The sequence below is a fragment of the Moritella sp. 24 genome (assembly GCF_018219155.1).
Lineage (GTDB): Bacteria > Pseudomonadota > Gammaproteobacteria > Enterobacterales > Moritellaceae > Moritella.
On the sequence record NZ_CP056123.1, the window covers coordinates 1,817,585 to 1,843,250 of the forward strand.

General features: G+C 39.7%; 21 protein-coding genes. 11 read left to right on the plus strand and 10 right to left on the minus strand.

All coding sequences use genetic code 11. The features are described from left to right. The first annotated feature begins 99 nt into the window (after nt 1–99). Nucleotides 100–1,017: a LysR family transcriptional regulator gene (locus HWV00_RS08215; RefSeq protein WP_211685612.1), complete on the plus strand. Its 918-nt coding sequence runs from the start codon at nt 100–102 to the stop codon at nt 1,015–1,017. A 59-nt stretch (nt 1,018–1,076) separates the two neighbouring features. On the opposite strand, the gene HWV00_RS08220 is transcribed toward HWV00_RS08215, so the two are convergent. From HWV00_RS08220 to HWV00_RS08235, 4 genes are all read right to left on the minus strand, one after another. Then, nucleotides 1,077–1,874, minus strand: a complete 798-nt coding sequence (locus HWV00_RS08220; RefSeq protein ID WP_211685613.1) for a response regulator — start codon at nt 1,872–1,874, stop codon at nt 1,077–1,079. A gap of 279 nt (nt 1,875–2,153) precedes the next feature. Beyond that, complete coding sequence (locus HWV00_RS08225; RefSeq protein WP_211685614.1) at nt 2,154–3,365, minus strand: hypothetical protein; 1,212 nt, start codon at nt 3,363–3,365, stop codon at nt 2,154–2,156. A gap of 228 nt (nt 3,366–3,593) precedes the next feature. Next, nucleotides 3,594–5,060, minus strand: a complete 1,467-nt coding sequence (locus HWV00_RS08230; RefSeq protein ID WP_255554972.1) for a cell wall metabolism sensor histidine kinase WalK — start codon at nt 5,058–5,060, stop codon at nt 3,594–3,596. Further along, complete coding sequence (locus HWV00_RS08235; RefSeq protein WP_211685615.1) at nt 5,050–5,754, minus strand: response regulator transcription factor; 705 nt, start codon at nt 5,752–5,754, stop codon at nt 5,050–5,052. The genes HWV00_RS08230 and HWV00_RS08235 overlap by 11 nt, the downstream gene beginning before the upstream one ends. Before the next feature lie 251 nt (nt 5,755–6,005). Here HWV00_RS08235 and HWV00_RS08240 point away from each other — a divergent pair, with 251 nt between their 5' ends. The 6 genes from HWV00_RS08240 (at nt 6,006) to HWV00_RS08265 (ending at nt 14,687) form a co-directional block, all read left to right on the plus strand. Beyond that, the gene (locus HWV00_RS08240) at nt 6,006–6,461 is read left to right on the plus strand and encodes a hypothetical protein (RefSeq protein WP_211685616.1); all 456 of its coding nucleotides are present in this window, start codon (nt 6,006–6,008) and stop codon (nt 6,459–6,461) included. 644 nt (nt 6,462–7,105) lie between these two features. Then, on the plus strand, nt 7,106–8,647 hold the full coding sequence (locus HWV00_RS08245; protein WP_211686440.1) for a Re/Si-specific NAD(P)(+) transhydrogenase subunit alpha: 1,542 nt from the start codon (nt 7,106–7,108) through the stop codon (nt 8,645–8,647). Nucleotides 8,648–8,658: 11 nt separating this feature from the next. Then, nucleotides 8,659–10,194 carry a Re/Si-specific NAD(P)(+) transhydrogenase subunit beta gene (gene pntB, locus HWV00_RS08250; RefSeq protein WP_255554973.1) on the plus strand — a complete coding sequence of 512 codons (1,536 nt, stop codon included), beginning with the start codon at nt 8,659–8,661 and terminating at the stop codon, nt 10,192–10,194. Nucleotides 10,195–10,420: 226 nt separating this feature from the next. After that, nucleotides 10,421–11,611 (plus strand): amino acid aminotransferase, encoded by a 1,191-nt coding sequence (locus HWV00_RS08255; RefSeq protein ID WP_211685617.1) that lies wholly within the window; start codon nt 10,421–10,423, stop codon nt 11,609–11,611. A gap of 413 nt (nt 11,612–12,024) precedes the next feature. Then, complete coding sequence (locus HWV00_RS08260; RefSeq protein WP_211685618.1) at nt 12,025–13,251, plus strand: OFA family MFS transporter; 1,227 nt, start codon at nt 12,025–12,027, stop codon at nt 13,249–13,251. Between the two features lie 257 nt (nt 13,252–13,508). Then, nucleotides 13,509–14,687, plus strand: a complete 1,179-nt coding sequence (locus HWV00_RS08265) for an OFA family MFS transporter (RefSeq protein WP_255554974.1) — start codon at nt 13,509–13,511, stop codon at nt 14,685–14,687. 110 nt (nt 14,688–14,797) lie between these two features. Here HWV00_RS08265 and HWV00_RS08270 read toward each other — a convergent pair whose 3' ends face one another. Beyond that, nucleotides 14,798–15,286, minus strand: a complete 489-nt coding sequence (locus HWV00_RS08270) for a hypothetical protein (protein ID WP_211685619.1) — start codon at nt 15,284–15,286, stop codon at nt 14,798–14,800. A 396-nt stretch (nt 15,287–15,682) separates the two neighbouring features. On the opposite strand from HWV00_RS08270, the gene mrcB reads away from it, so the two are divergent. From mrcB to HWV00_RS08290, 4 genes are read left to right on the plus strand one after another with little or no spacing between them, the layout of a single operon-like run. Further along, nucleotides 15,683–18,034 carry a penicillin-binding protein 1B gene (mrcB, locus tag HWV00_RS08275; RefSeq protein WP_211685620.1) on the plus strand — a complete coding sequence of 784 codons (2,352 nt, stop codon included), beginning with the start codon at nt 15,683–15,685 and terminating at the stop codon, nt 18,032–18,034. Between the two features lie 54 nt (nt 18,035–18,088). Continuing rightward, complete coding sequence (locus tag HWV00_RS08280) at nt 18,089–18,547, plus strand: tetratricopeptide repeat protein (protein ID WP_211685621.1); 459 nt, start codon at nt 18,089–18,091, stop codon at nt 18,545–18,547. A gap of 22 nt (nt 18,548–18,569) precedes the next feature. Then, on the plus strand, nt 18,570–20,447 hold the full coding sequence (locus tag HWV00_RS08285; protein WP_211685622.1) for a DUF294 nucleotidyltransferase-like domain-containing protein: 1,878 nt from the start codon (nt 18,570–18,572) through the stop codon (nt 20,445–20,447). Between the two features lie 9 nt (nt 20,448–20,456). Further along, nucleotides 20,457–21,173 carry a 3'-5' exonuclease gene (locus HWV00_RS08290; protein WP_211685623.1) on the plus strand — a complete coding sequence of 239 codons (717 nt, stop codon included), beginning with the start codon at nt 20,457–20,459 and terminating at the stop codon, nt 21,171–21,173. 146 nt (nt 21,174–21,319) lie between these two features. Here the strand turns inward: HWV00_RS08290 and tenA are convergent, their stop codons facing one another. The 5 genes from tenA to thiD form a co-directional block, all read right to left on the minus strand. Next, nucleotides 21,320–21,985 carry a thiaminase II gene (tenA, locus tag HWV00_RS08295; protein ID WP_211685624.1) on the minus strand — a complete coding sequence of 222 codons (666 nt, stop codon included), beginning with the start codon at nt 21,983–21,985 and terminating at the stop codon, nt 21,320–21,322. A gap of 31 nt (nt 21,986–22,016) precedes the next feature. Continuing rightward, nucleotides 22,017–22,964 carry an ABC transporter substrate-binding protein gene (locus HWV00_RS08300; RefSeq protein ID WP_211685625.1) on the minus strand — a complete coding sequence of 316 codons (948 nt, stop codon included), beginning with the start codon at nt 22,962–22,964 and terminating at the stop codon, nt 22,017–22,019. A 96-nt stretch (nt 22,965–23,060) separates the two neighbouring features. After that, complete coding sequence (locus tag HWV00_RS08305) at nt 23,061–23,870, minus strand: ABC transporter permease (RefSeq protein ID WP_211685626.1); 810 nt, start codon at nt 23,868–23,870, stop codon at nt 23,061–23,063. Then, nucleotides 23,863–24,723 (minus strand): ABC transporter ATP-binding protein, encoded by an 861-nt coding sequence (locus tag HWV00_RS08310; RefSeq protein ID WP_211685627.1) that lies wholly within the window; start codon nt 24,721–24,723, stop codon nt 23,863–23,865. Before HWV00_RS08310 ends, HWV00_RS08305 begins: the two co-directional genes overlap by 8 nt. Then, the gene (gene thiD / locus HWV00_RS08315; RefSeq protein ID WP_211685628.1) at nt 24,716–25,597 is read right to left on the minus strand and encodes a bifunctional hydroxymethylpyrimidine kinase/phosphomethylpyrimidine kinase; all 882 of its coding nucleotides are present in this window, start codon (nt 25,595–25,597) and stop codon (nt 24,716–24,718) included. The genes HWV00_RS08310 and thiD overlap by 8 nt, the downstream gene beginning before the upstream one ends. Between the last annotated feature and the right edge of the window lie 69 nt (nt 25,598–25,666).

The following is a 25,666-nucleotide window of genomic DNA, read 5'->3' on the forward strand; positions in this document are numbered from 1 at the left end:
TTTCACATGAATCAAATTCATATTTTTATTGATTAAGTTGAAAAAAATTGAAGTTACGATTATGCTGAATTTAGTCATCCGTTTAAAAGGGAATTAACGATGCTCGAAGTTAAGCATTTGAAAACAATCATTGCATTAGAAAAAACAGGCTCATTAGTCGAAGCATCTGAAAGTCTTTATATGACGCAATCGGCACTGTCGCATCAAATAAAAGATCTTGAAGATCGTTTAAATACGGCGTTGTTTATTCGTAAAACAAGACCGTTACGCTTTACTGTTGCGGGGGAAAGGGTACTTAAACTCGCAAAATCTGTCTTACCTATGTTTACTAATACAGAGCGTGATATTAACCGCTTGTTATCCGGTAATGCAGGGCGCTTACATATGGCGATTGAATGCCACAGCTGCTTCCAGTGGCTTATGCCTGCGATTGATGTCTTTCGTGACCAATGGCCAGAGGTCGAGCTAGATTTGAGCTCTGGCTTCAGTTTTGCCCCGTTACCGGCCTTGAAGAGAGGTGATTTAGATCTAGTGGTGACGTCAGACCCGCAAATACTCTCAGGTATTCATTATGAGCCCTTGTTTAGCTATCAACCAATGCTTGCTGTGAGTCGTCATCATACGCTTGCTGATAAGGCTTATATCGATCCTGAAGACTTAATCACTGAAACTTTAATTACATACCCTGTTGAGCAAGAACGACTGGATATCTTTAATTTATTTTTAGACCCTGCGGGCGTGTCACCCAATGCAATTCGTCATGCTGAATTAACGATTATGATGCTACAGCTGGTGGCCAGCGGGCGTGGTGTTGCGGCATTACCTAACTGGGCGTTAACCGAATATTTAGAAAAAGATTATATTTTAGCGAAACCGCTGGGTGAAGAAAGCTGTTGGACAACCCTGTATGCGGCCATTCGGGTTGAACAACTGGAAATGCCTTATATGGTTGAATTTTTAAAAGATGCGAAAGCAAGTTCATTTCAACAGTTGAAAGGCATTAAAACGGCGATTTAATCTGGAACGATAGCGGAAGAGGGATCATCAGGTGGTCCCTTTTATGTATATATGTACTGCTATTGCTCATTTAAGAGTTGCTGCACAAGCATTCTAACGGTATCAATATCGAAAGGTTTATCGCAAAGTGCAGATACACCAGCTTGTTTTACTGCAGATAACTGCGCGCTACCTTCTTCAGATGTCACCATCATAATTGGTAGATAAGATAATTCAGGATTCATCCTGATCTTTTCAATTAATTCCTTACCATCCATTTCTGGCATGTTGTAGTCGGTGACAATCAAATCAAATGTGTTTTGTGCTAAGTATTCTAATGCTTCCACGCCATTTTCAGCGGCAGTAATACCTACAATTCCCATGCTGCTCAGTACGCGACAGATATGTTTTCTTGCTGTTAGACTATCATCGACAACCAGTACTTTTAACGCGGTAACGTCATATAAATCTAATTCAATTTCATCTTCTTCGATATAGCTTAGTGTGGCATTAAGTGCGCGCTGTAAATCAACAAATTTGAATGGTTTTGGTAAAATAGCGATAGCGCCAGCCTGTTTTACTTGATCTAAAACGGCAAAACGTTGCTCACTTGAAATTAGTATAAAGGCAATATTTTCAGTGAGGACATTTGATTTAACGAATTCAGCAAATTCAGCCCCTGAACCATCTTCAAAATACATTGCACTGATAATTAAATCAGGAATAAACCCTGTTAGACTTTGTTTTGCTTGCTCTATAGAAACGACACATTCGATGTTATCAACACCGGCGTCCTGCAATTGTGTTCTAATAAATTTACGTTGTGTACTAGACGGCTCTATTAATAAAATAGACAGATCACGAACTTCAAGACTCATATTATTCCTTTTTATATAAGGTTATATCATTATTCATTAACCTACTTAAAATATCGCGAGTTGACACTAGAGTCTAGTTTTACCTCTATGAATAGTGACCTTGATTACTCTATTCTTGAGCATATATTTGAGTAATGACAGGTAATAATCGAATTAACGGTAGGAAAAAGCGTTGGGGGGGGAGTATCTTGTTATATTACCTGACGTGTTTAAAGCGATTAAGCCCTAACTCATTTTTACTGAGGTAGGGCTGATTGATAGAAGGTTGATTTTGTAGCACTATTGATTATTTACTGTGGTGCTTGTAGTCACTTGTGTTGTTTCAACTAATACAGCTTCAGATGAAGCATTGGCAATATTGGTTGTCGTCGAAGCATTTTTAACAGGATTGTTTTCGACTGTGCTTGCCTCAATAGTAGCAACTTCAACTGTATCTGTTTTCACCGCTTCAATCTCAGTAATATTGTTTTTAGGTTTACTTTCCACAAGCTCGACTTTTTCAGTGGTGACGTCAGTATCTTTTACTTCAAACTCGGCTAACTTAGCTGAAAGTGCAACTTCAAACGTTTTGACTTGTGCTTTATATGACAGGTTCGAAAGGTCTTGGTCGAGAAATTTAAGCCCTAAATCTTCTAATGTAGAACGGTAATTTAGAACAATCTGTTCACGTTGTTTTTTATTTAACGAATTGATCCAATTAACATCTGTCGTGACATGCACTGCACTTTGAATATTTTTGTCGACTACATTGGCCGCACCCTCTAAAGCGTTTTGATTACGAGGTTCAGTTGTGATCGTATGATCAAGCTGCTTGAGTTCTTGTAATACACTATTGTAACTTTGTGGAATGACTTGTTGATTTAACTGGTTAAATTTCTCTTCAAGGGGAGAGTAATAATCTGCAGTTACTATATCAATTTCAAGTGTGTGAATTCGTTTTTGTAACTTGTCGCGATAAGCTTCTTGGCGTGACAGCGTGTACTCTTTTTCAATCATACTAATGAGTTGGTTTAGTTTTTTGTTAATTGTGGCAAATTCTCTTTGTCGTACTTTATCAATTTTCGGCGTGAGGTATTCGATATCAGCTAACTGTTTGGCTAAAAATGTGGTGACTTGATCTTTTGTATTTTGTGCTTGAGTTAGCGCATTACCGACCTCAGAGATACTTGCTAATACTTCACGCTCAGATGGACCGCCAAAGAACCCTTGATTATTTGGGTCAAACTCATTAACAAGTTTACGCATACTGACGATGTCTTTTTGAGTTGATTGCCAAGTGCTTGGTGCGTAGAACGAGTAGTTCTCATTTTGCGCTTTTACGTAATGTTGCTCAACTTGTGATGCCGCATTATCGACTCGTTCACTGAGTTTTGTGTCACTTATTTGAACTTGCTGTGGCACTGCGTCAGCCGATGATTTTTTTTCAAAGCTAGCACAGCCTGTGACAAGCGTGATTAATATTACGGTGTGAGAGAGTTTAAATATTCGCATATAGATCCATCCTAAACGAGTCGATTAAGCGTTACTTTAGTCGTAACGCTATGGCTTATATAAGATTAGTTACTATTTTTGTACTTGGTATAAAAGATAATGCGAAGTTGTGAAATTTATATAAAATCATGATCGAGTGTCAATAAAATCATATACAGATTGGAAGTATCGAGGTTATTTAAAATAAAGGCTGCAGCTTAGCTAATAAAGACTAGACTGCAGTAAAATTTAGATGCTTGCACTTGTTGGTAGGCTAAAGCTAAAGGTGGTTCCTTGACTTAGCACGCTAGACACTGAGATCTTAGCATGATGTAGCGACAGTAACTTAGACACGATTGCGAGTCCTAATCCTGAATTACCTTGTTGCCCATTTACCGTGTTTTTAGCTCTAAAATGCGCATCAAAAATACGGTCTACATCTTCTTTGGGGATCCCAACACCTGAATCGGCAATGCTTATAATAAGCTGGTTATCCTTAGGTTGCAGATGGATTTTAATACTGTCACCAGATTGACAATGCCTTAGCGCATTATCTACAAGATTGGTTAGTACACGCTCCAATTTAGCTATATCAGCAATGGCTTGTAAGCTTGGATCTTTTGGCTCAACAGACAAGGTGATATTTTTTTGTTCTGCTTGGAGTTGGAATTTGCTTAATACATCTTGTGCGAGTTCAGCAACAGCAACAGGTTCTTGATATAAGCTAACGGTATTACTGTCTAATTGCGCAAGTTCAATGATCTGCTCGACAAGACGCTGTAATTGGTTGGCATTCTTTTGTGCGACTTGGATGAAGTCACTACCTGCTGCTTCTGGATATTGTAATAACCATGTTTCTAAATAACCTTTCAATGATGCAAGTGGTGTTTTTAAATCGTGCGATATATGTGACAGCATTTCTCGACGCAGTTGTTCGGTCGATTTTATCTGAGTTAATTGTTTATGGATCTTATTTTCCAATGATGAAAAATTGTTGTGCAAGTTGATGATTTCATTGGCCGCATATTGACGTGGCGCTAATTTCGATACGGTTGAAAAATCACTGTTAATAAAGTTTGTCATATCTTTATCAAGCTGGCTCACTGGTCGAACTATGCGAGCAAAAATAAACACTAATACAGCTAACGCAAGTGCAAAAAAGATGATGAGTGCAGCGAGTATTTTATATAGATCACTGTCTAATGCTAAGTTTCTGACAATATTATCGTACTTATCACCCCCTAGGATGACAAAGACATAACCGATTTGTTGGTTATCTTTAAAGATAGGCGCTGTCGAAAAGAGCTTTTGTTGATTTTTGCTTCGTGGATTGTCTGCATAAATAGGGTAGCTAGCCCCTTCAATAAAGTTGTCTAGTGGTTTTATATTAATCGTATTACGCTTTATTTTACTTGGTTCAGCGGCATAAACTAATAAATTACCTTGATTATCAGTAATGTATATCTCATAACTTGGCCCCAATAACATCAAACTATGAAAGGCGGGCTTCAGCGCTGTTTTACTGATCTCTCCCTGTTGTAAACCATCTGAATATTGGATGATTTGTTGGGCTAAATTGGTATGTAATGTTTGTTCTACACGGGCTGAGTTTTTATCGGTAATTTCACAATAAATAATAAACAAGCCCGTTGCCATGATGACAAACAAAATAATCAACGGGAATGTAATTTGCCCTAATAACGACCTATGTGACATCGCTGACCTCCAGTTTATAACCAACGCCCCACACGGTTTTAATGTAAGTTGGTTGCGCTGGATTTGGCTCTATTTTGTTTCGTAATCTATTCATATGCGAGTTAACGGTATGCTCATAGCAATCGTTGTGATAGTCCCACACTTCAGCAAGTAATTGTTCTCTGCTATATACACGACCTGGCGATTTAGCTAAGAACACTAATAAAGAAAATTCCGTACTGGTTAATGTGATTAACTCTTTATTACGGTGCACACTGTGCGTCGCTTGATCAATGACTAAGTCGGCAATCTTAATTTTCTCTGGTATTGCGGTACTCGCTGCTTGAACATTACTACGGCGTAGTAGGGCTTTTACTCGCGCTTGTAGCTCTAACACACTAAATGGTTTAGCAAGATAATCATCGGCACCGGCTTCTAGCCCTTGAACACGATCGAGCTCTTCTGTTCGAGCGGTTAACATCATAATGGGTACGATAGCATCGGTTGTTCTTATTTTTTTGCAAATGTCTAACCCATCCATATCAGGTAGGTTTAGATCTAATAAGATAAGTTGGAACGTGTTATCGCTTAATTGCTGAAATGCATCTTTAGCGTTGTGGCAACACGTGACTTTGTTTCCGATCATCTCAAGGTTGATACGAATTAAATTAGCGATATCCTGTTGGTCTTCGACCACCAATACGTGTGTATCCATTGTATCCTTACCTCTTTATATCATCTCGATATGTTTATTTATTAATATTACTGAGTATTGCGCCTTAACGACTACTGTATATTGATAGCATCGCAACTGCAAAAACCGGGTATATTGGCATTACTTAGTGCGATCTGTGTTGGATTTTTTGTAAGCGCTTGTATTGATATCATACATCTGCCCATTTATTCATGCATTTTTATTTATCTTGGCTACCGTTAAATTATACCCCACACAGAAGAGTGTCACGTATGCTTGGTAAGATAACTGAAGTTGATAAGTTAATATTGTTGTACCAATACGAAACTCAAGGTGAATTAGAACCGGAGTCAGTACTTGATATATCAGATGAGGAGGCTCGTTTTATCCGTACTTCGGGTGAATATATTTTGTGGGAGTCGGGTAAACGTGATTTTGATTATCCAGAAGTTGCTAATTCACACTGGTTAGAAACCACGTATCGTGGGCAAGCTGCTAGATTAGATTGTTTACAGTCGCGCGATGCTGTTTTATGCCCATTATTGTTCAGCAGTCAATTTCATGGTGAATGGCATATTCACAATGGATTTTTACGTATGAACATAGAATCATCTCATCATCAAATGGAATTATTTTCGGTGGCGAACGAAAACAGTAATATCCACTCATTACTCCTATTTAAGGATAATCAGTTAAAAGGAGCGGCTAATATCACGCTAATGGTGTAGATAATGTCTAACGTCAGCGTCTAAATTTAAGCCCGTTTGATAAACAAAACCATTCAATCTGATAGCCTTACCTGATTAATCAACATTAAACAGGTGTTTTAATTGTGGAATCCTTATTTTTAGGGTAGTAAAACTTAACCTCTATTGCTGTAAAAATAGCCATAAATCACAAAAGAAAATGATAATAAGTAAAATAATTACACTTTATAATAAAAAGTCACTACTTATGCCTATTTAATTCATGGTGCCATATTTGAAATATTATGACACTTTGATATGTTTTCTAGTTTCAATCGAAATGCTCCCGCCTTGGTGATGTAAATCATTGAAGATTAAACCAATTTAATCTTGTCAATCCTACTTCAAAGATGCTTTAATCCGAGATAGATAATTATTTATTTTATGCAAAATCCTTATTTTAGATTCTAATTTCCAATTAAAATGAGGTAAGTTAGGATAAATTGTTGTTGCGTTAAGTCACATTTTTGTGAACAATCGTTAGTGACAAATGACTCACTTCATTTTTATTATGAATGGGTTAAATACGATATTTTGTACTGATGCTTCTCCGTACCTCATGCTATATGGGATACACATGGAACGTAGTATTTTATCTTTGATGTTGAAACAGACAGGAACAGATGATGCAAATAGGTATACCAAGAGAGAGCCTCAAAGGTGAAACTCGAGTTGCTGCAACGCCAGCAACGGTTGAGCAGTTACAGAAACTAGGCTTTTCTGTATTGGTTGAAAGCAATGCAGGTCAATTAGCAAGTTTCAGTGACGCTACTTTTGAAGCAGCGGGTGCGACGATATCAGAAGATGCCAAACAAGTTTGGGCTTCTGACATTGTACTTAAAGTAAATGCGCCAGCAAATGACAAAGAAATTAAGCTTTTACAAAAAGGCACTTCATTAATCAGCTTTATTTGGCCAGCCCAAAATGAAGCACTTTTAGAGAAGCTTGCAAAACGTGAAATTAACGTTTTAGCAATGGACTCTGTGCCACGTATTTCACGCTCACAGTCACTTGATGCATTAAGCTCAATGGCTAATATCGCCGGTTACCGTGCGGTTATTGAATCTGCAAATGAGTTTGGCCGTTTCTTTACGGGTCAGATCACTGCCGCTGGTAAAGTGCCACCTGCAAAAGTACTGATTATTGGTGCTGGTGTTGCTGGTCTTGCTGCTGTTGGTGCCGCGGGTAGCCTAGGCGCGATTGTACGTGCTTACGATACGCGTCCAGAAGTAAAAGAACAAATTACCAGTATGGGTGCTGAGTTCTTAGAAGTAGATTTTAAAGAGTCTGCTGGTTCTGGTGATGGTTACGCTAAAGTAATGAGTGACGACTATAAGGTTCACGAGCAGAAAATGCTTGCAGACCAAGTTGCTGATGCTGACATCGTTATTACCACTGCATTAATTCCAGGTCGTCCTGCGCCACGTCTAATCAGCCAAGAAATGGTTGATGCGATGAAAGCGGGTAGTGTTATTGTCGATTTAGCGGCTGTGAATGGCGGTAACGTTGAACCAAGTGTTGTTGATAAAGTTATTACGACTGACGGTGGCGTTAAAGTTATCGGTTACAACGAAATGGCTCGTCGTTTACCTGCACAAGCATCTCAACTTTACGGTACGAACTTAGTTAACCTACTTAAACTATTAACACCAGAAAAAGACGGCGAAATAACGATCAATTTTGATGATGTTGTTCAACGTGGTGTGACAGTTGTTAAAGAAGGTGAAATCACTTGGCCTGCGCCACCTATTCAAGTTTCAGCAGCGCCACAAGCAGCTAAAGCAGAAGAAGTGAAAGAAGCGCCAGCTAAGCCTGAGAAGAAAAAAACAGGTATCTACAAAGCGCTATTAGCGGGTGGCGGTATCTGGGCATATTCAGCATTAGCAAGTTATGTACCTGCTGAATTCTTAAATCACTTAATGGTATTCGCACTGGCTTGTGTGATTGGTTATTACCTGATTTGGGATGTTGCAGCGTCACTACATACGCCGCTGATGAGTGTAACTAATGCTATTTCAGGTATTGTTATCCTTGGTGCTTTCTTCCAAATGGGTGCAGAGAGTGGTCTCGTTACCTTACTCGCATTCCTAGGCACATTTATTGCCACTATCAACATCGCCGGTGGTTTTGCCGTTACTGAGCGTATGCTGAAAATGTTCCGTAAATAAGGATTTTTATAATGTCTCAAGAATCAATTGAAGCTGCTCAAACTGCTATCGATGCAGCGCAAGCGGCAGTAGACGCAGCAACACAAGCAGCGTTAGTGGCACAAACAGCAGTAGTAGAACAAGCGCCTGTCGTTGTTGAAGCTGTAAAAGAAGTCGCAGTGGCAACAAACGGTAAAGGTATTTTAGAAGCGGCTTATATCGCTGCTGCCGTACTTTTCGTACTTGCTCTTGCTGCACTATCAAAGCAAGACACAGCACAGAAAGGTATTTACGTTGGTATTCTAGGTATGGTGGTAGCGGTTGTTGCTACACTATTTAGTAGCGACGTGACAAATATCGGTTATATCATTGCGGCTATGCTTGCTGGTGGTGCATTTGGTGTACGCTGGGCAAACAAAGTTGAAATGACTGAAATGCCAGAAATGGTTGCGATCCTAAACAGCTTCGGTGGTTTAGCAGCAGTATTTATCGGTTATAACAGTTATATCGAACACGGTATTACAGAACCAGTAATGTTAAGTATTCACTTAACGTTGATCTTCCTGGGTGTATTCATCGGTATCGTTACATTTGTTGGTTCATTAATCGCTTGGGGTAAATTAAACGGTCGAGTTAAATCGAGCGCGTTAATGTTACCACACCGCCATAAAATGAACTTAGTTGCCTTACTTGCTACTGTTTACCTATTATTCTCGTTTGTTGGTGCTGGCTTTGAAGGCAACACAACTGCGTTAGTATTAATGAGCCTTATCGCAATCGTATTTGGTGCGCATTTAGTACTATCAATTGGTGGCGCAGATATGCCAGTTGTTGTATCTATGCTTAACTCTTATTCTGGTTGGGCTGGTGCGGCTACAGGTCTTATCTTAGGTAATGATCTGTTAATCGTAACGGGTGCGTTAGTTGGTTCTTCTGGTGCAATCTTAAGTTATGTAATGTGTAAAGCGATGAACCGTTCGTTTATCTCTGTTATTGCTGGCGGCTTCGGTAACGATGTTGCAGCACCAACAGGTGATGAAGAGCAAGGTGTTCACGTTGAAACATCTGCAGCTGAAGTTGCTGAAATGCTAATGGGTTCTAAACGTGTAATCATCACTCCTGGTTATGGTATGGCTGTTGCTCAAGCACAGTATCCTGTATTTGCAATCACGAAGAAATTACGTGAAGCAGGTGTTGATGTTCGTTTTGGTATTCACCCTGTAGCGGGTCGTTTACCAGGTCACATGAACGTATTACTTGCTGAAGCAAAAGTACCTTACGATATCGTATTAGAAATGGATGAAATCAACGATGATTTCAACGAAACTGATACTGTACTTGTAATCGGTGCGAATGATACGGTTAACCCTGCAGCGAAAGAAGAAAACTCGCCAATCTCAGGTATGCCTGTACTAGAAGTATGGAATGCAACGAACGTTGTTGTATTCAAACGTAGTATGGCGACTGGTTATGCTGGTGTTCAAAACCCATTATTCTTCAAAGAAAATACAACGATGCTATTTGGCGATGCTAAAGAAAGCGTAGAAGAAATCTTCAAAGCAATGTAATTGCTTTGTAAGTATCGGTTAAATGATACAAGATTTTTTGAATGACGAAGGAGCCGAAAGGCTCCTTTTTTTATTTTATAATTAATGACAATTTGTCTGCCTAATTATTTTTTATATCTCAGCTATTTTTTCGTCACATTGCTATTAATTTAGGGATTGTGATGGTATAAATAAGTGAAATGTTAGGTTTAATACGTAGTTTAATTACAAACAGATAGGGAATACCATGTTTGAGAAAATCGTTACAGCAGCAGCAGATCCAATCTTAGGTTTAACTGAAGCATTTGCTAAAGATCCACGCACTGAAAAAATCAATTTAGGCGTAGGCATTTATAAAGATGAAACAGGTCAAACACCTATCCTAAAATCAGTTAAATTAGCAGAACAAAAGCTAATTAATGAAGAAAAAAGTAAAAGTTACTTGAGTATTGAAGGCCATAAAGCATATGCGTCTGCAGTACAAAAACTATTATTTGGTGCAGATAGCGAAGTTGTAACATCACAGCGCGCAATCACAGCACAAGCACCGGGTGGTACTGGTGCACTACGTACAGCTGCCGATTTTATCAAAAGCCATTTAACAAGTGATCGTATTTGGGTAAGTAACCCAACATGGGCGAATCACGGTAATGTATTCAATACCGCTGGTCTAGAAGTAAAACAGTATGCTTATTATGATGCAGAAACACGCGGTTTAGATTTCAACGCTATGCTGGCTTCTTTGGCTGAAGCTGAAGCGGGTGATGTTGTTCTTTTCCATGGTTGCTGCCATAACCCAACTGGTATTGATCCAACACTTGAGCAGTGGACTACACTTGCACAACTGTGTGCGAACAAAAAATTACTTCCTTTGTTTGATTTTGCATACCAAGGTTTTGCAACAGGCGTTGAAGAAGATGCTGCAGGCCTACGCGTATTCGCAAAACATTGTGAAGAACTGTTAGTTGCAAACTCATTCTCTAAAAACTTTGGTTTATATAATGAACGTGTTGGTGGTTTAACACTGGTTGCTAAAGATCAAGATGTTGCTACTGCGGCATTCAGTCAAATTAAATCAGGTATTCGTGCAAACTACTCTAATCCACCTGCACATGGTGCGGCAGTTGTTGCGATTATTCTTGATAATGAAGAATTACGTCAACAGTGGGTTGAAGAAGTTGCTGTAATGCGTGTTCGTATTCATGAAATGCGCGAACTATTTGTTGCGACATTAGCTGAAATGGGTGTTACTGGCGATTACAGCTTTATCGCACGTCAAAACGGTATGTTCTCATTCTCTGGTTTAACGAAAGAACAGGTTGCTACATTAAAAGATGAGCATGCTGTTTATATCGTTGGTTCAGGCCGTATCAGTGTTGCTGGTATGACTAAAACGAACATGCAGCCTTTATGTAAAGCGATTGCAGCCGTACTTTAATCATTAAAATGTGATTAGAGTTGGTCATGATGAAATGAGTGCTTCGGCACTCATTTTTGTTTCTGGAATATGAAATGGCACTGAAGCCCTTGGTTCATGAATAAAAGTACTATACCGATAGGTCTATTATTCGCAGTGCAGAAGACGTTACAGAGTTGTTTATATGATGGTTGGATGTGCATAAATAGAGTGAGTATTATGAAAGCTAAAGATCTGATGTTATTAAAGTATTGCCTATCTGGTTACTTTTGGTTTGTTTAGCTGTAAATAACACCTATTGTGATTTATTTAACTTGTGACACCTCGTTCTGTTTATGTTTTATATCAACAAAAATGCAATATTTTAAATTAAAAGTTGTACCTAGATCACAAAACGTGTAAATTGCCGCAATCTTTGTAACTTTGAGGCAAAAATGAGTAATAAACCACTTCAAATCCTATTAGCTGGTATAGGCATAAACTTAACAATCGGTATCTTATACGCGTGGGGTGTTTTCACTGTACCTCTAGCAGAAGCGTTAAATGTAGATGCTACTGATGTAAAAGCACCATACAAAATCGCTGTTTTCACATTTGCTACTTGTTTACTTATTGCTGGTATCTTACAAGACAAGATTGGTCCACAAAAAGTGGCTATGCTTGGTGTTACTCTAGTTGGTATTGGTCTTATTGCTTCAGGTTACACTACGACTTTAGTAGAACTTGAATTTACCTTCGGTGGTATTGTTGGTGCCGGTATCGGTTTCTCATACGCATGTATTAGCCCAAGTGCTATGAAATGGTGGCCTAAAGGTAAAAAAGGTTTAGTAAGTGGTCTAACTGCTGGTGGTTTCGGACTTGCATCTGTATACCTAGCACCATTATCTACAAGCCTTATTGAAAACTACGGTATCTACGATACATTCAAAATCTTAGGTGCTGGCCTACTAGTAATTGCTATCCCATTAGCATCACTGCTTGTTGCTCCACCTGCTGGTTATGTTGCTGACCCATCTGAAGCGAAAGCGACAGCGTCAAGCGATGACATCAACCTTACTTGGCAACAAATGCTGAAAACACGTCAATTTTACCAGTTATGGGTAATGTTCATGGTTTCAGCTGCTGCAGGTATCATGCTTATCGGTAGTATTGGTAACATCAGTAAATCAATTGGCCTAACATCAGAGCAAATTGCATTCAGTGTTGTATTACTTGCTATCTTCAATACGGGTGGTCGTGTTGTTGGTGGTTTAGTTTCTGACAAGATTGGTCGTATTAACACACTTGCATTAGTATTCTTACTGCAAGCGGCTAACATGGCATTCTTCACTACAATTACAACGCAAATACCTCTTATGGTAGCAATTGCAATTGGTGCTATGTCATACGGTGCACTACTAAGTGTATTCCCAACGATTACTGCTGATAACTACGGTCTAAAAACTTACGGCACTAACTTCGGTATCCTTTATTCTTCATGGGGTGTATCTGGTTTCTTCGGTGGTTTCTTAGCAACTGTTGCTGGTTCTACTAACAATACTTATTTTGCTTTCGCAGCATTATTAGTTGCAGTTACTGTAATCGCATTCTTCACTAAGCCTGTTGATAAAGCAGCTGTTTTAGCGAAAGAAGCAAACAAATTAAAAACAGCTAAAGCTTAATAATTAGCGTTTAATAATTTGTTTTAGAGGGATAGTTCAAGTAATTGACTATCCCTTTTTTGATCTTAAATTCCTCGTAGACCGAAATAAATTTATAGCGTCTTTTCCTATGAAAAGACGATTCACATGAAAATGCCAACTAAATAGCATTTATGATTAAAAAAAACCATATTAAACAAGGTATATTTTTAATTAAAAGTTGTACCTAGATCACAACACGTGTAAATTTCTTCCATCGGCTTGATCTTGAGTACAAAATGACTAATAAACCACTGCAAATCTTATTAACAGGCATAGGCATAAACTTAACAATCGGTATTCTCTATGCGTGGGGTGTTTTTAGTGAACCTCTAGCTGAAGCGTTAAATCTGGATGCAACCGATATCGAATCCCCGTACAAAATCTCTGTTTTCACATTTGCTACTTGTTTACTGCTTGCAGGTATATTGCAAGACAAGACTGGCCCTAAAAAAGTAACCATGTTTGGTGTGTCTCTTGTTGGTCTTGGACTTATTGCCTCTGGTTATACAACGACGTTAGCTGAACTTAAATTTACCTTTGGTGGCATTGTTGGTGCAGGAATGGGGTTCGCATACGCATGCATTAGTCCAAGTGCGATGAAATGGTGGCCAACAAATAAAAAAGGCCTAGTCAGTGGCTTAACTGCGGGCGGTTTTGCAATGGCTGCTGTATATCTCGCGCCATTATCTACAACCTTAATTGAACATTATGGTATCTACGACACATTTAAGATATTAGGTGCTGGTGTATTAACTATTATTCCATTAGCGTCCCAGCTTGCGGATCCCCCTACTGATTACAGTGCTGAATCATTAGAGGCTAATGCAGGGATATCAAGTGATCATATCAACCTTAGCTGGCAACAAATGCTGGAAACACCTCAATTCTACCAATTATGGATAATGTTTATGGTGTCATCTGCCGCTGGTATTATGCTTATTGGTTCTGTTGGTAGTATCAGTTCATCAATAGGTTTAACACCAGATCAAATTGCATTCGGTGTTGTTTTACTTGCTATCTTTAACACGGGAGGTCGTGTTGTTGGTGGTTTGGTTTCTGATCGAATTGGTCGTGTTAATACACTTGCTTTAATATTTATGCTTCAAGCGGGTAATATGGTATTTTTCACTACAATTACAGCTCAAATACCACTGATGGTTGGGATTGCGATTGGGGCTATGTCATACGGTGCACTATTCAGTGTATTTCCCCCAATGACTGCTGATAACTACGGGCTAAAAAATTATGGTACTAACTTCGGTATTCTTTATTCTGCATGGGGTGTATCGGGTTTTTTCGGTGGTTTTTTAACTATGCTTACAGGTACAACTAACAATACTTATGTTGCTTTTTCGGCACTATTAGTTGCTGTAACTGTGATTGCATTCTTCACTAAGCCTGTAGATAAAGTGTAGTATTAGCGAAAGAAGCAAATAAATTGAAAACGGTTAAAGCGTAATTATTAGCATTGATTCATGATTAATTTTCGTCAAAGGGATAGCGCTGCAATGACTATCCCTCTGTGTTAGAAGTGAACGTTACCGCCTAAAGTGAAGTATTTCAAATCAGCTTGGATGACGGTATAGCCTGCTTCAATAGTGAACGCATCATTCAGCTCAATACCAAATAGAATACCGCCTGAGAATCCCTGATCTTCCCATTTATTTTTATCTGACTTTAATGTTTCTTCTAAATAACCCGCTCTTAACTTGGCATAGTATTGACCTGGTGTGCGGTAAGTGCCGTAGATAGCATAAGATTCATATTCCAAATCAACACTGTTTTCATCCATGTCGACAAAAGTACCTTCAAATTCTAGACCAAAGCCACTTTTTTGGATGCCCACAAGAAAAGTTGCAGGCACTTTAGGATCCAGTTCATCAAAAGCAGTATAAATATAACCTGTTTTAGCACCGAGGTAGAAGTCGACATCACCAGATGTTTTATCTTCTGCCATGACCGAAGTTGTTGCGATTGCACTGAGTGATAAAATAGCGGGGATTAATTTTTTCATCGTTGATCCTTGTTTTATGTGAACTATGACGTGTTTTTTTAATCATAGTTACAAGAATAGATTTTGCTATAATATCGACCAATAATCAGTTGATTATCTAATAACGAGTCTTATTTTAGTGATACCGATCGACTGCTTCCAGAGTAATAAAGGCAGATCTAGTAGGGGATATAGGTAATTTATCAACATAATCGATTGTGCTTTCACCTGAAAGTGGTTGAAGTGTTTTTTATTATGTTTTTATAGCGAATTAGATAATTAACTTATTGGATTAATACACTATTTAAATGCAGTTATTAACTTACTATCTCATGATTATGGTTGTTATTACAGTAAATACAATATCGGTTGAAATGCATTTACTATGTTAGTATTCGATCATAGTAACAGATTAGAATGAGTTGTCGTTTTACGGCGGAATGGCAACGAGAGGTGCTTGTGAATAACAATAAACAGAAAAGTAAGAAGAACAATAAAAATAATAATACAAATAAGAATAAAAAACGCAGTGGATTGTGGTGGAAATTATTACTCATCCCAGTGTTTATTGGTATTGCGGTCATGGTTTACTTGGATGTTATTATCCGATCAACGTTTGATGAAAATAAGTGGGCCGTACCATCGACTGTTTATGCTCGTCCGTTAGAAATATATGAAGGTGCAGCATTAACTGTTCGTGATTTGAAGACCGAGTTGGGCTTATTAGGTTATAAATTTGTTTCAACACCAACGAAACCTGGGCAAGCCAATATTCGCGGTAATCAAGTGCGAATTTATACGCCTGGATTCCAATTTAGTGATGATTTAGAGCCGCCTCGGAATATCTTACTTACATTACAAGATGGGTTAGTGAGCTCGCTTAATACGGACGATGGTGCGGGGCTATTACGCTTAGAGCCTGTTGTTATTGGTGGTATTTACCCTGCACATAATGAAGACCGATTATTAGTGCAGTTGTCAGAAGTGCCTGAATCATTACAGGGTATGTTAGTCGCAGTTGAAGACGATAGCTTTTATGAGCATTTTGGTATTTCTGTTCGTGGTATCGCACGTGCGTTAGTGGCAAACATTAAACAAGGTGGTATCTCTCAAGGTGCATCGACACTGACTCAGCAACTGATTAAAAATTATTACCTGACTTCTGAACAAACCTTAAGCCGCAAAGCACAAGAAGCATTAATGGCGATTTTACTTGAGCTTCATTCGAGTAAGTCAGATATTTTAGAAGGTTACATTAACGAAATTTACCTTGGTCAAGATGGCCCTCGCGCTATTCACGGTTTTGGTTTAGCAAGTCAGTATTACTTTAAAACACCACTGGCAGATTTACCGCTAGATAAGCAGGCATTATTGGTGGCATTAGTACGTGGTGCGAGCTACTACAATCCGTGGAGAAATCCAGAACGAGCACTTAAACGTCGTGATTTAGTCCTTGATATTGCCGTGCGAGAAGGGCGTTTAGACAGTGCTTTAGCTGCGGAAGCAAAAGCCAAGCCATTAGGTATGGGCGAGCGTACCGCAAGTAGCACCAAACGATTCCCTGCATATCTTGATTTAGTACGTCGGCAATTACAGCGAGATTATAAGGTCGAAGATTTAAGTGAAAATGGTTTATCTATTTTTACGCATTTTGATCCACTTGTTCAAAACAGTGCCGAATCAAGCCTAACAAAAGCGATAGCTAAACATAAACGTAATGGCTTGAGTACCAAGCTTGATGGTGCGGTAGTGATCACCCGTCCAAACACGGGGGCTGTGATTGCTGTAGTGGGTGGGGCTAATGCCCGTTATGCTGGTTTTAATCGAGCGATTGATGCTAAGCGTCAAGTCGGCTCATTAATTAAACCAGCGGTTTACCTTACTGCATTAGAGCAACCTAAAAAGTATAATTTGGCCAGCGTAATCAGTGATGATGAATATAACCTGAGTTTACCTAATGGGGATATTTGGTCACCAAAAAACTATGATAAGAAAGATCATGGTGAGGTACTACTCTATAAGTCGTTAGCGAATTCTTACAATCAATCGACAGCACGTTTGGGTAACGAACTAGGCTTAGACAAGGTGGTTAAAACGATTAATCGATTAGGTGTCGATCAACGTATACCTGAGTTACCAGCGATCACGCTTGGGGCCGTGGATATGACACCATTAACAGTTGCACAAATGTATCAGACATTATCTGCAGATGGTTTTTATACTCCCCTGTTAGCGATTAGTGCTGTTGTGGAACCAAGTGGTAATGTACTTAAAAGTTACCCACTAGCGGTTGATAAACGCTTTGATGCGGGCTCTGTTTATATGTTACGTCATGCGATGCAGGCGGTGACACACGAAGGCTCGGGCAGAGCACTTGAATGGCTATTACCTGACTTTGAAGTAGCAGGTAAAACCGGCACGACTAACGATTTAAGAGACAGTTGGTTTGCTGGGTTCTCTGGCGACATGATGGCTGTTGTATGGATGGGCCGCGATGATAACAAGAGCACTGGTTTAACGGGTTCGAGCGGTGCACTGCGAGTGTGGGCTGATATTTTACGCCAACGTTCAGAACTACCAATTCAGAATCTGCCACCACAAAATATTACTGTGGGCTGGGTTGATCGTGATACCGGACAGGGTAGCCAAGGTAGTTGCCTTAATTCAATTCCAATGCCGTTTATAAATGGCGATGAGCCTGAAATTGAATTACGCTGTAATCAAGGCGTGAAGCGAGTGATTGAATGGTTCCGTGATCTTGTTGAATAGTTCTTTTGTGTATAGCCGTTTAGTTAATAAGCCTCAAATGTAATGTGGGAAATAATGAAAATAATAAAGCGATTGTGTTTAGTTTCTTTGCCTTGGCTGTTGACGGCCTGCGGAACAATTCCAACATATAATTCGAATGGTACAGCAGTACAAGAGTCGAATAAACCATCAACGACGCAGACTGGGCAAGGTAAAACGACACAAAAAGCGAAGCCAAAACCTGCACCGATTGATCATACTGCACAGGCACCTGCCGCTGTTTTATCGTTAATGAAACGAGCTGAACAGCAGTCTAGTAGTGGCGACCATCGTAGTGCTATCGTGTCATTAGAGCGTGCAATCCGTATTGCCCCGCGTTATCCCGACACTTATTACCGTTTAGGTGAACAATATTTCTCTCAAGGCAAATATAATCAAGCTCGTTCACTTGCAGAAAAATCAATAACACTTGGTGCTGATTGGCTATTACGCCGACAAGCAGAATCTTTAATTAAACGCGCTTCGGCATATTAATAATTTATAAGTAGAGTAAAGAATGGAAATCGAATTACTAGAAATTCAAAGCTTTATAAGCCAGTATCAACCTTTTGATCAACTCCCAGAAGAAGCGTTAGAGGAAGTGGTAAAAAGCATTGAAATCTCTTATTTTCGTGCAGACTCAATGATCATTGAGTATGGCGATAAGATCCATGACTTGTATTTTATTCGCAGTGGCGTAGTAGAAATATATCGTCGTAAAGGTGAGTTATATAACCGTCTTGATCAAGGCGAGATATTTGGGCAGATGGGGTTATTAGCGAATAATAAAGTACGACTCCCTGCTAAAGCCGTTAAAGACACGCTTGTTTATTGCATTCCTGAAGCTGTATTTCATGATTTTTGTGAACGTTATGAAGCATTTTCTGATTTTTCGGAAGTGGAAGGTACTATTCGATTAAAACAAGCGGTTGAAGAAAATAGTGATGATGCTAACTCATTAACCACATCAAAAGTGAAAACGTTATTAAGCAGAGACTTGGTGATGTTAAAAAATACGACATCAATTCAAGACGTTGCTAAGGTGATGGCAGAAGAAAATGTGTCAGCTGCGTTGATTAATGATCCGGCTATTATCAATGAAGATGGCCATAACTTTGTTGGTATTATCACTCAACATGATTTATGTGCAAAAGTGATAGCGACGGGTCTGAGCGTTGATAGCCCTGTTTCAGATGTTATGTCGACAGAGTTAATGTCACTTGATCATAACGCTTATGTTTCAGAAGCGATGCTGATGATGCTGCGTTATAACGTCCATCATTTACCTATTCTAAAGAACAAGCAGCCTATTGGTCTTATTGAAGTGGCTGATATTATTCGTTATGAATCTCAAAATAGTTTGTTGTTGTCAGGTAGTATTTTTCAACAGCAAAATATTGAAGATCTGGTTTTACTCTCTAAGCAGCTTAAAGATTGTTTTGTGCGTATGGTTAATGAAGATGCCAACTCACACATGATTGGTAGTGCAATGTCAGAGATTGGGCGTAGCTTTAAGCAGCGTTTACTTGAGCTTGCTGAAGAAGAGCTAGGTCAGCCGCCTGTGCCTTATTGTTTCTTAGCCTTAGGCTCGATGGCACGTGACGAACAATTGATTGTAACAGACCAAGATAATGGCATTATTTTAGATAATAGTTACGATAATGAGAAGCATGGCCCATATTTTGAAGCATTATCTAAGTTTGTATGTGATGGATTAGCAGCTTGCGGCTATACCTATTGTACGGGCGATATTATGGCAACGAATCCTGAGTTTCGTAAAACACAAACGGAGTGGGAAGAGTGTTTTGCTGATTGGATTGATAACCCGAATCCACAGGCACTATTAAATTGCTCTATTTTCTTTGATTTAACGGGTGTTTATGGTCGTGTTAAATGGGCTGAACAATTAAATGCCTTCATTTTACGTCGAGCGAAGAAAAATAATCGATTCTTAGCCTGTTTGGCACGTAATGCATTAAATCGTACACCGCCATTGGGTTTCTTTAAAAACTTTGTAATGGAAAAAGACGGTCGCCATAATAATTCGATTAACTTGAAACGTCGTGGTACAGCGCCACTTGCTGATCTGATTCGTGTGCATGGGTTAGCGATTGGTTCGCAATCTCAAAACTCATTCGAACGCTTGGAAGATATCATTGAAGCGGGTATTTTACCGCCGTCGAAAGGACAAGATCTACAGCATGCAATGGAATTAATTTCTCTTGTGCGCTTGCGCCACCAAGCGTTAGACGTAGAGTCTGAAATCGAACCGGATAATAATATCGAACCAGAAAATATGTCGGAATTTGAACGTCGTAATCTTAAAGATGCATTTTTGGTGTTAAGTAACGCCCAGAACTTTTTAAAATATCGTTATACCGCCAATAAAATGTAGGGATGATTAATGCATAATTTTATTAATAAAGAGATTTTAAACTGGGGTGCGTTCTATAAAGTTAAAGTAGAACAGAGCAAGGATGAACGTTTAAAGTCTTTTTATAGCGCTGGTATGTATCACGATGAAACAAAGTTAAGTGATATTGATTTTGTCGCGTTAGATTTTGAAACAACAGGTCTAGATTCGGAACAAAACAGTATCATTAGCATTGGCCTTGTGCCGTTCAATTTAAAGCGTATCTTTTGTCGTCAAGCACAGCACTGGTATATTGATCCTGAAGATAAGTTACAAGAAAATTCCATTATTATTCATGGCATTACTCATACTGACTTGAACGGTGCTCCGGATTTATTACGGATTTTAGAACCCGTATTAGAGGCATTATCAGGAAAGGTTGTAGTGGTTCATTATCGTCGTATTGAACGTGACTTTTTCGACAGCAATTTACGCAGTTTAATTAACGAGGGAATTGTATTTCCAGTTATTGATACGATGCAAATTGAAGCCGATGTTCAAGACGCGAAAAATAAAGGCTTTCTAAACTTCTTTAAACGTAAGCGCCAAGAATCAATTAGACTTGCGAATAGTCGCTCGCGTTATAATCTGCCTGCTTATCCGCCACATGATGCGTTAACAGATGCGATTGCAACCGCTGAGTTATTACAAGCTCAAATTCATTATCACTTTTCACCGGATACGCCAGTCAAAAAGCTGTGGCTGTAGTTTTAATTAATGATAGAGGTGTTAATACTGTCGTATTTATTCAATATTTGTTATGGCAATTCTTTTAATATTGACGTTATCGACTAGCGAGTTATTGAGTAATCGCTAGTCGACGACAGTGTTTAGTTTACTTGTATAGGTGGTCGCTACTTATCCGCGTCTAATCCTTGTTGCCAAAACGCAATTTCCATCCGTGTTGCCGTTCTAAATACATGGATAAGGTTTTGCCCTCGAGAACTATTAACGTCTATTTCAGCTAGCAGTGCATCTATGTGATCAGTGCCTTGCGCGACACCTTGTTGAAATTCGTCACCACTATAAAGCTCAATCCAACTGGAAAACGGGTTATCAGTTCGTTTGGTATTAATACTTGCCGCTAGGTTACGGCCTATTTCGGCATAACCGATAGAACAGGGCGCTAGGGCTGCATACAAATCAACAATATCGCCAGTCATGCCAGCATCAAGGACGTAACGTGTATACGCGACAGTGCCGAAGTCTTCAGGTTCAGCTTCTAAATCAGATTCGGTTAACCCCCAGTTTTCACAATAGCTAACGTGGTGACCGATTTCAGAATCCAATAGTGCATGTACACTTGGTAATGCTTTTCGCATATCAGCTAAGGTACGGGCCTTGTAAATCGCTAATGCATAAGCTCGTGCATATTGTTTTAGAAACAAGAAATCTTGTTTAAGGTAATGTAAATAACTTGGCTGTGATAATGTCCCTTGCGCTAATTGTTGCACAAAAGCATGTTGGGTATACGCCTCCCAATCTTCTTTACACGCATTAATTAAATCTTGGTGATTCATTGTTTATGTACTCTCATTTTTGATTATTTGTTTACAGCGTTGGTACGTAATCTTGTGCTTTTGGTAATGTCTTGATGATTTTTTGTGAATACATAAACTCGGCATAATCATCATAACGTTTTAAATCAACGGCAGAAGGGCGTAGGGCAAAACGTGTTAGCGTATCGTTCCAAGCGCGTTTGTTAAGCTCGTTGTTTAACGTATCAGGTGCGTAAGCAACAAATTCTTTCCATGATGCTTGTGGGTGATTCACGATGTAAGTCGTCGCTTGTTCTAACGCCTTATTGAATGCGTTGATTGCTGATTTGTTATACGTGTTAGCATTAGCAACAAACACAAGTTCGTCATAAGCAGGTACAGCGTGTTCTTCAGGGAAGAATGCTTTAGCTTTAAAGCCTTCTAGTTCGAGCTGATTGGTTTCGAAATTACGTAACCCACCCCAAATAGCATCTACTTTGCCTGATGCTAATGATGATGACAGTGCCCAACCGACATTAATGATCTCTACGTCTTCATAGTTAACACCGCCTGTTTGTAACATGGTGCCAATAGTTGCTTCTTCGTTACCTGCAATCGCGATACCTATCTTCTTGCCTTTAAGATCAGAAATATCATTGATTTTTTTGTTATCTAGCACCATCAAGGTATTCAGCGGTGTGGCGATCAACGTCGCAGCGCGAATAAGCGGGAGACCTGCAGCAACATCAATGGTTAAATTGGGTTGATAGGTGATCGCTAAATCAACTTTGTTAGCTGCGACTAACTTAGGGGGCATACTTGGATCCGCTGGTTCTTGTATCACCACGTTGACGCCTTGTTCTTCAAAGTAGCCACGTTCTTTCGCAATAACGATAGGGCCATGATTTGGGTTAACAAACCAATCTAACATCAGCGTCAGTGTCTTAGTTTCTGCTTGTGCGTTTACAGATAAGATCGCAGTAGTAAATACAGCGGCTTTGAATAACATATTGCTTTTCATTAAATGTCCTTTTTATGTTTTCTTTTATTCGACGAAAATGTAAGTAAGTCGATAGTGAGTGAATAATGGTGATCGGCGACGATCAATGGTGATCTACTAGGCGTCCCAAGGAACGAGCTTTTTTAATATTCTGTCGGTGGCGAAATACAGTAAGACAGACAGCGCAGATAAAATAAGTAATGCTGCGAACATTTCATCAATCATCATGCGCGCATTGGCTTGTAGCATCAGATAACCTAACCCCGCACTTGAGCCAACCCATTCACCTGCAACGGCCCCTATTGGTGCAATCACTACGGCAACACGAATACCGGATGCTAAGGTTGGTAACGATGCTGGAAATTGAACATGCCGTAGGAGTTGCCACTTGGTTGCCCCCATGGTTTTAGCAAGGTCGAGATAACCCGTTGGTGTATTACGTAAACCGTCATAACAGCAAGTGGTCACAGGGAAGAAAATGATTAACGCAGCCATGACAATTTTAGATGCCATGCCATAACCCAGCCAAAGCATCAGAACGGGAGCTATCGCGAATACAGGAATAGCCTGACTGGCAATCAGTATCGGTAATAACCAGTGCTTGATGGGTTTGAAAAGCAACATTTGTAGCGCAAAAAACAGTCCCATGAATAAACCGAGTAATAAGCCAAATACAATTTCTTGGGCGGTTACTAACGTGTGCTTAAGTAATACCTCATGGCGTTCGATTAACCGTTCAAAAACAGACAAAGGCGTCGGTAAGATGAAGGAGGGCATATCAAAAACCACAACAATACCTTGCCATAATCCAATAATCACAAATGCGCTAATCAAGATGCGAAGAAGGGGGGATAATCCAATGGATAATTTATTCTTTTTTGTGGTTTGCTGCTGCAAGGTATGTGATGGGGTTATGGTGTCACTCATGATCAGCCTCATATTCTTGTGCTAAGCAAGTCATTATGCGCTGTTGTAGTTGTGCACATTCAGCATCAAATGGACGTGGTGTTGCAGAAGTTGGCACTTGTAACTGTGCTGTGCTTGCTGGAGCCCCCTGCATAATATAAATTTGGTGGGCTAAGCGGATCGCTTCTTGTGGTTCGTGAGTGATGAGCACAACGGTCTTATCTTTTAATAATTCGCAGGCAAGATCTTGTAATCGATAACGAGTGACGGCGTCTAATGCAGAGAAAGGTTCGTCCATTAATACCACGGGTTTGTCTTGCATTAATGTCCTTGCGAGTGCCACTCGCTGACGCATCCCACCCGAGAGTTGCTGAGGTAAACTGTCCGCATTATCAGCAAGACCGACTTTACTGAGTAAGTCGAGCGCTTTTTTTGTGTCACCTGCTGATGCCTCATCTCCGAATTTACTGCTAAGCTTGACGTTTTCGAGTACGGATAGCCAAGGTAATAGCAAGTCCTGCTGTGCCATGTAGGCTATATGCTGGGTCAAATCGAGCTGGGGTGATGGCTTTGATTTGGATTTCAAATCTGAGTCAATTGTTAGCGCTGAATAAACAGATATATCACCCGACCATTCCGTTTTTTGATTTAACAGTCCTGCCAAATGGCGTAGTAACGTTGTTTTACCACAACCGCTGCGCCCTAAAATGCAGGTCCATTGCCCTGCAAGCATTGTTATATTCAGCCCTTGTAATACAGGTGCTGTACTATCGCTGTATCGTAGGCGGCCATTACTAATTGAGATGTTCATGGCTTGGGTATGACTGATAGGGTCATTTTCGACCTGTATCGCTTTTGATGCGAGGTTAGACATTTTTGTGACCAGCGAAGAAGTGATGAACGGGACCATGACCGCTGCCTATCTCTAATTCATCGGCATGGGCGATAGCCTTAGAGATGTATTGTTTACCGAGTTTTACGGCTTGAAGTAGTTCATGTCCTTGCGCTAAATAAGAGGCTATTGCAGAAGAAAGCGTACAGCCAGTACCGTGCGTGTTGTTGGTATTGATGCGTTTTGCTGTTAACTGTTCGACATGATGAGGAAAGATAAGTAGATCGTTACTGTTTGTATCTTGTTCTAAGTGACCGCCTTTAAGTAGCACAGATTTGACATCAAGCTGGCATAACGCACTGATCATGTTTTGCATTTGGTGCTCATCAGTCGGAATATCAGAGCCAATCAATGCTGCCCCTTCAGGTAGATTCGGGGTGATTAAATCGGCAAGTGGGAATAGTTCTGACTTGAGTGTGCTGATCGCTGACTCTTTAAGTAAAAGGTCACCGCTGGTAGCTACCATTACGGGGTCGACGACTAAGAATTCAGGGTTATATTGCTTGATTTTATCAGCCACGACTTTGATTATTTCGCTGTCAGCTAACATGCCTACTTTAACGGCCACAATATTTAGATCGCTAAATACGGCATCAAGTTGTTTTTCGATATGTTCAAGTGGGATAGGGAAGATTGCGGAAACGCCGAGGGTATTTTGTGCGGTAATCGCGGTTATTACTGAACAAGCGTAGCTACCTGTTGCTGACATGGCTTTGATATCAGCTTGGATACCAGCACCACCACCACTATCAGAACCTGCAATCGTTAGTACGATAGGGGTCGATTGGTTTTGTGTTTTTGAGAGACTGTTTTCTGATGAAAAATCAGTTGATGTGTTTGTGATAGCCTTTAGCATAAATATCCCTAGAGCAGACGCACAGGAACTTTATCTAGCTAAGGATTTAGAGACGTAGAAAGTCAAATC

Bases quoted from the DNA above. Each gene is read 5' to 3' on its own strand.
- HWV00_RS08215 (WP_211685612.1), top strand. From the start codon at position 100: ATGCTCGAAGTTAAGCATTTGAAAACAATCATTGCATTAGAAAAAACA.
- HWV00_RS08220 (WP_211685613.1), bottom strand. From the start codon at position 1,874: ATGAGTCTTGAAGTTCGTGATCTGTCTATTTTATTAATAGAGCCGTCT.
- HWV00_RS08225 (WP_211685614.1), bottom strand. From the start codon at position 3,365: ATGCGAATATTTAAACTCTCTCACACCGTAATATTAATCACGCTTGTC.
- HWV00_RS08230 (WP_255554972.1), bottom strand. From the start codon at position 5,060: ATGTCACATAGGTCGTTATTAGGGCAAATTACATTCCCGTTGATTATT.
- HWV00_RS08235 (WP_211685615.1), bottom strand. From the start codon at position 5,754: ATGGATACACACGTATTGGTGGTCGAAGACCAACAGGATATCGCTAAT.
- HWV00_RS08240 (WP_211685616.1), top strand. From the start codon at position 6,006: ATGCTTGGTAAGATAACTGAAGTTGATAAGTTAATATTGTTGTACCAA.
- HWV00_RS08245 (WP_211686440.1), top strand. From the start codon at position 7,106: ATGCAAATAGGTATACCAAGAGAGAGCCTCAAAGGTGAAACTCGAGTT.
- pntB (WP_255554973.1), top strand. From the start codon at position 8,659: ATGTCTCAAGAATCAATTGAAGCTGCTCAAACTGCTATCGATGCAGCG.
- HWV00_RS08255 (WP_211685617.1), top strand. From the start codon at position 10,421: ATGTTTGAGAAAATCGTTACAGCAGCAGCAGATCCAATCTTAGGTTTA.
- HWV00_RS08260 (WP_211685618.1), top strand. From the start codon at position 12,025: ATGAGTAATAAACCACTTCAAATCCTATTAGCTGGTATAGGCATAAAC.
- HWV00_RS08265 (WP_255554974.1), top strand. From the start codon at position 13,509: ATGACTAATAAACCACTGCAAATCTTATTAACAGGCATAGGCATAAAC.
- HWV00_RS08270 (WP_211685619.1), bottom strand. From the start codon at position 15,286: ATGAAAAAATTAATCCCCGCTATTTTATCACTCAGTGCAATCGCAACA.
- mrcB (WP_211685620.1), top strand. From the start codon at position 15,683: ATGAGTTGTCGTTTTACGGCGGAATGGCAACGAGAGGTGCTTGTGAAT.
- HWV00_RS08280 (WP_211685621.1), top strand. From the start codon at position 18,089: ATGAAAATAATAAAGCGATTGTGTTTAGTTTCTTTGCCTTGGCTGTTG.
- HWV00_RS08285 (WP_211685622.1), top strand. From the start codon at position 18,570: ATGGAAATCGAATTACTAGAAATTCAAAGCTTTATAAGCCAGTATCAA.
- HWV00_RS08290 (WP_211685623.1), top strand. From the start codon at position 20,457: ATGCATAATTTTATTAATAAAGAGATTTTAAACTGGGGTGCGTTCTAT.
- tenA (WP_211685624.1), bottom strand. From the start codon at position 21,985: ATGAATCACCAAGATTTAATTAATGCGTGTAAAGAAGATTGGGAGGCG.
- HWV00_RS08300 (WP_211685625.1), bottom strand. From the start codon at position 22,964: ATGAAAAGCAATATGTTATTCAAAGCCGCTGTATTTACTACTGCGATC.
- HWV00_RS08305 (WP_211685626.1), bottom strand. From the start codon at position 23,870: ATGAGTGACACCATAACCCCATCACATACCTTGCAGCAGCAAACCACA.
- HWV00_RS08310 (WP_211685627.1), bottom strand. From the start codon at position 24,723: ATGTCTAACCTCGCATCAAAAGCGATACAGGTCGAAAATGACCCTATC.
- thiD (WP_211685628.1), bottom strand. From the start codon at position 25,597: ATGCTAAAGGCTATCACAAACACATCAACTGATTTTTCATCAGAAAAC.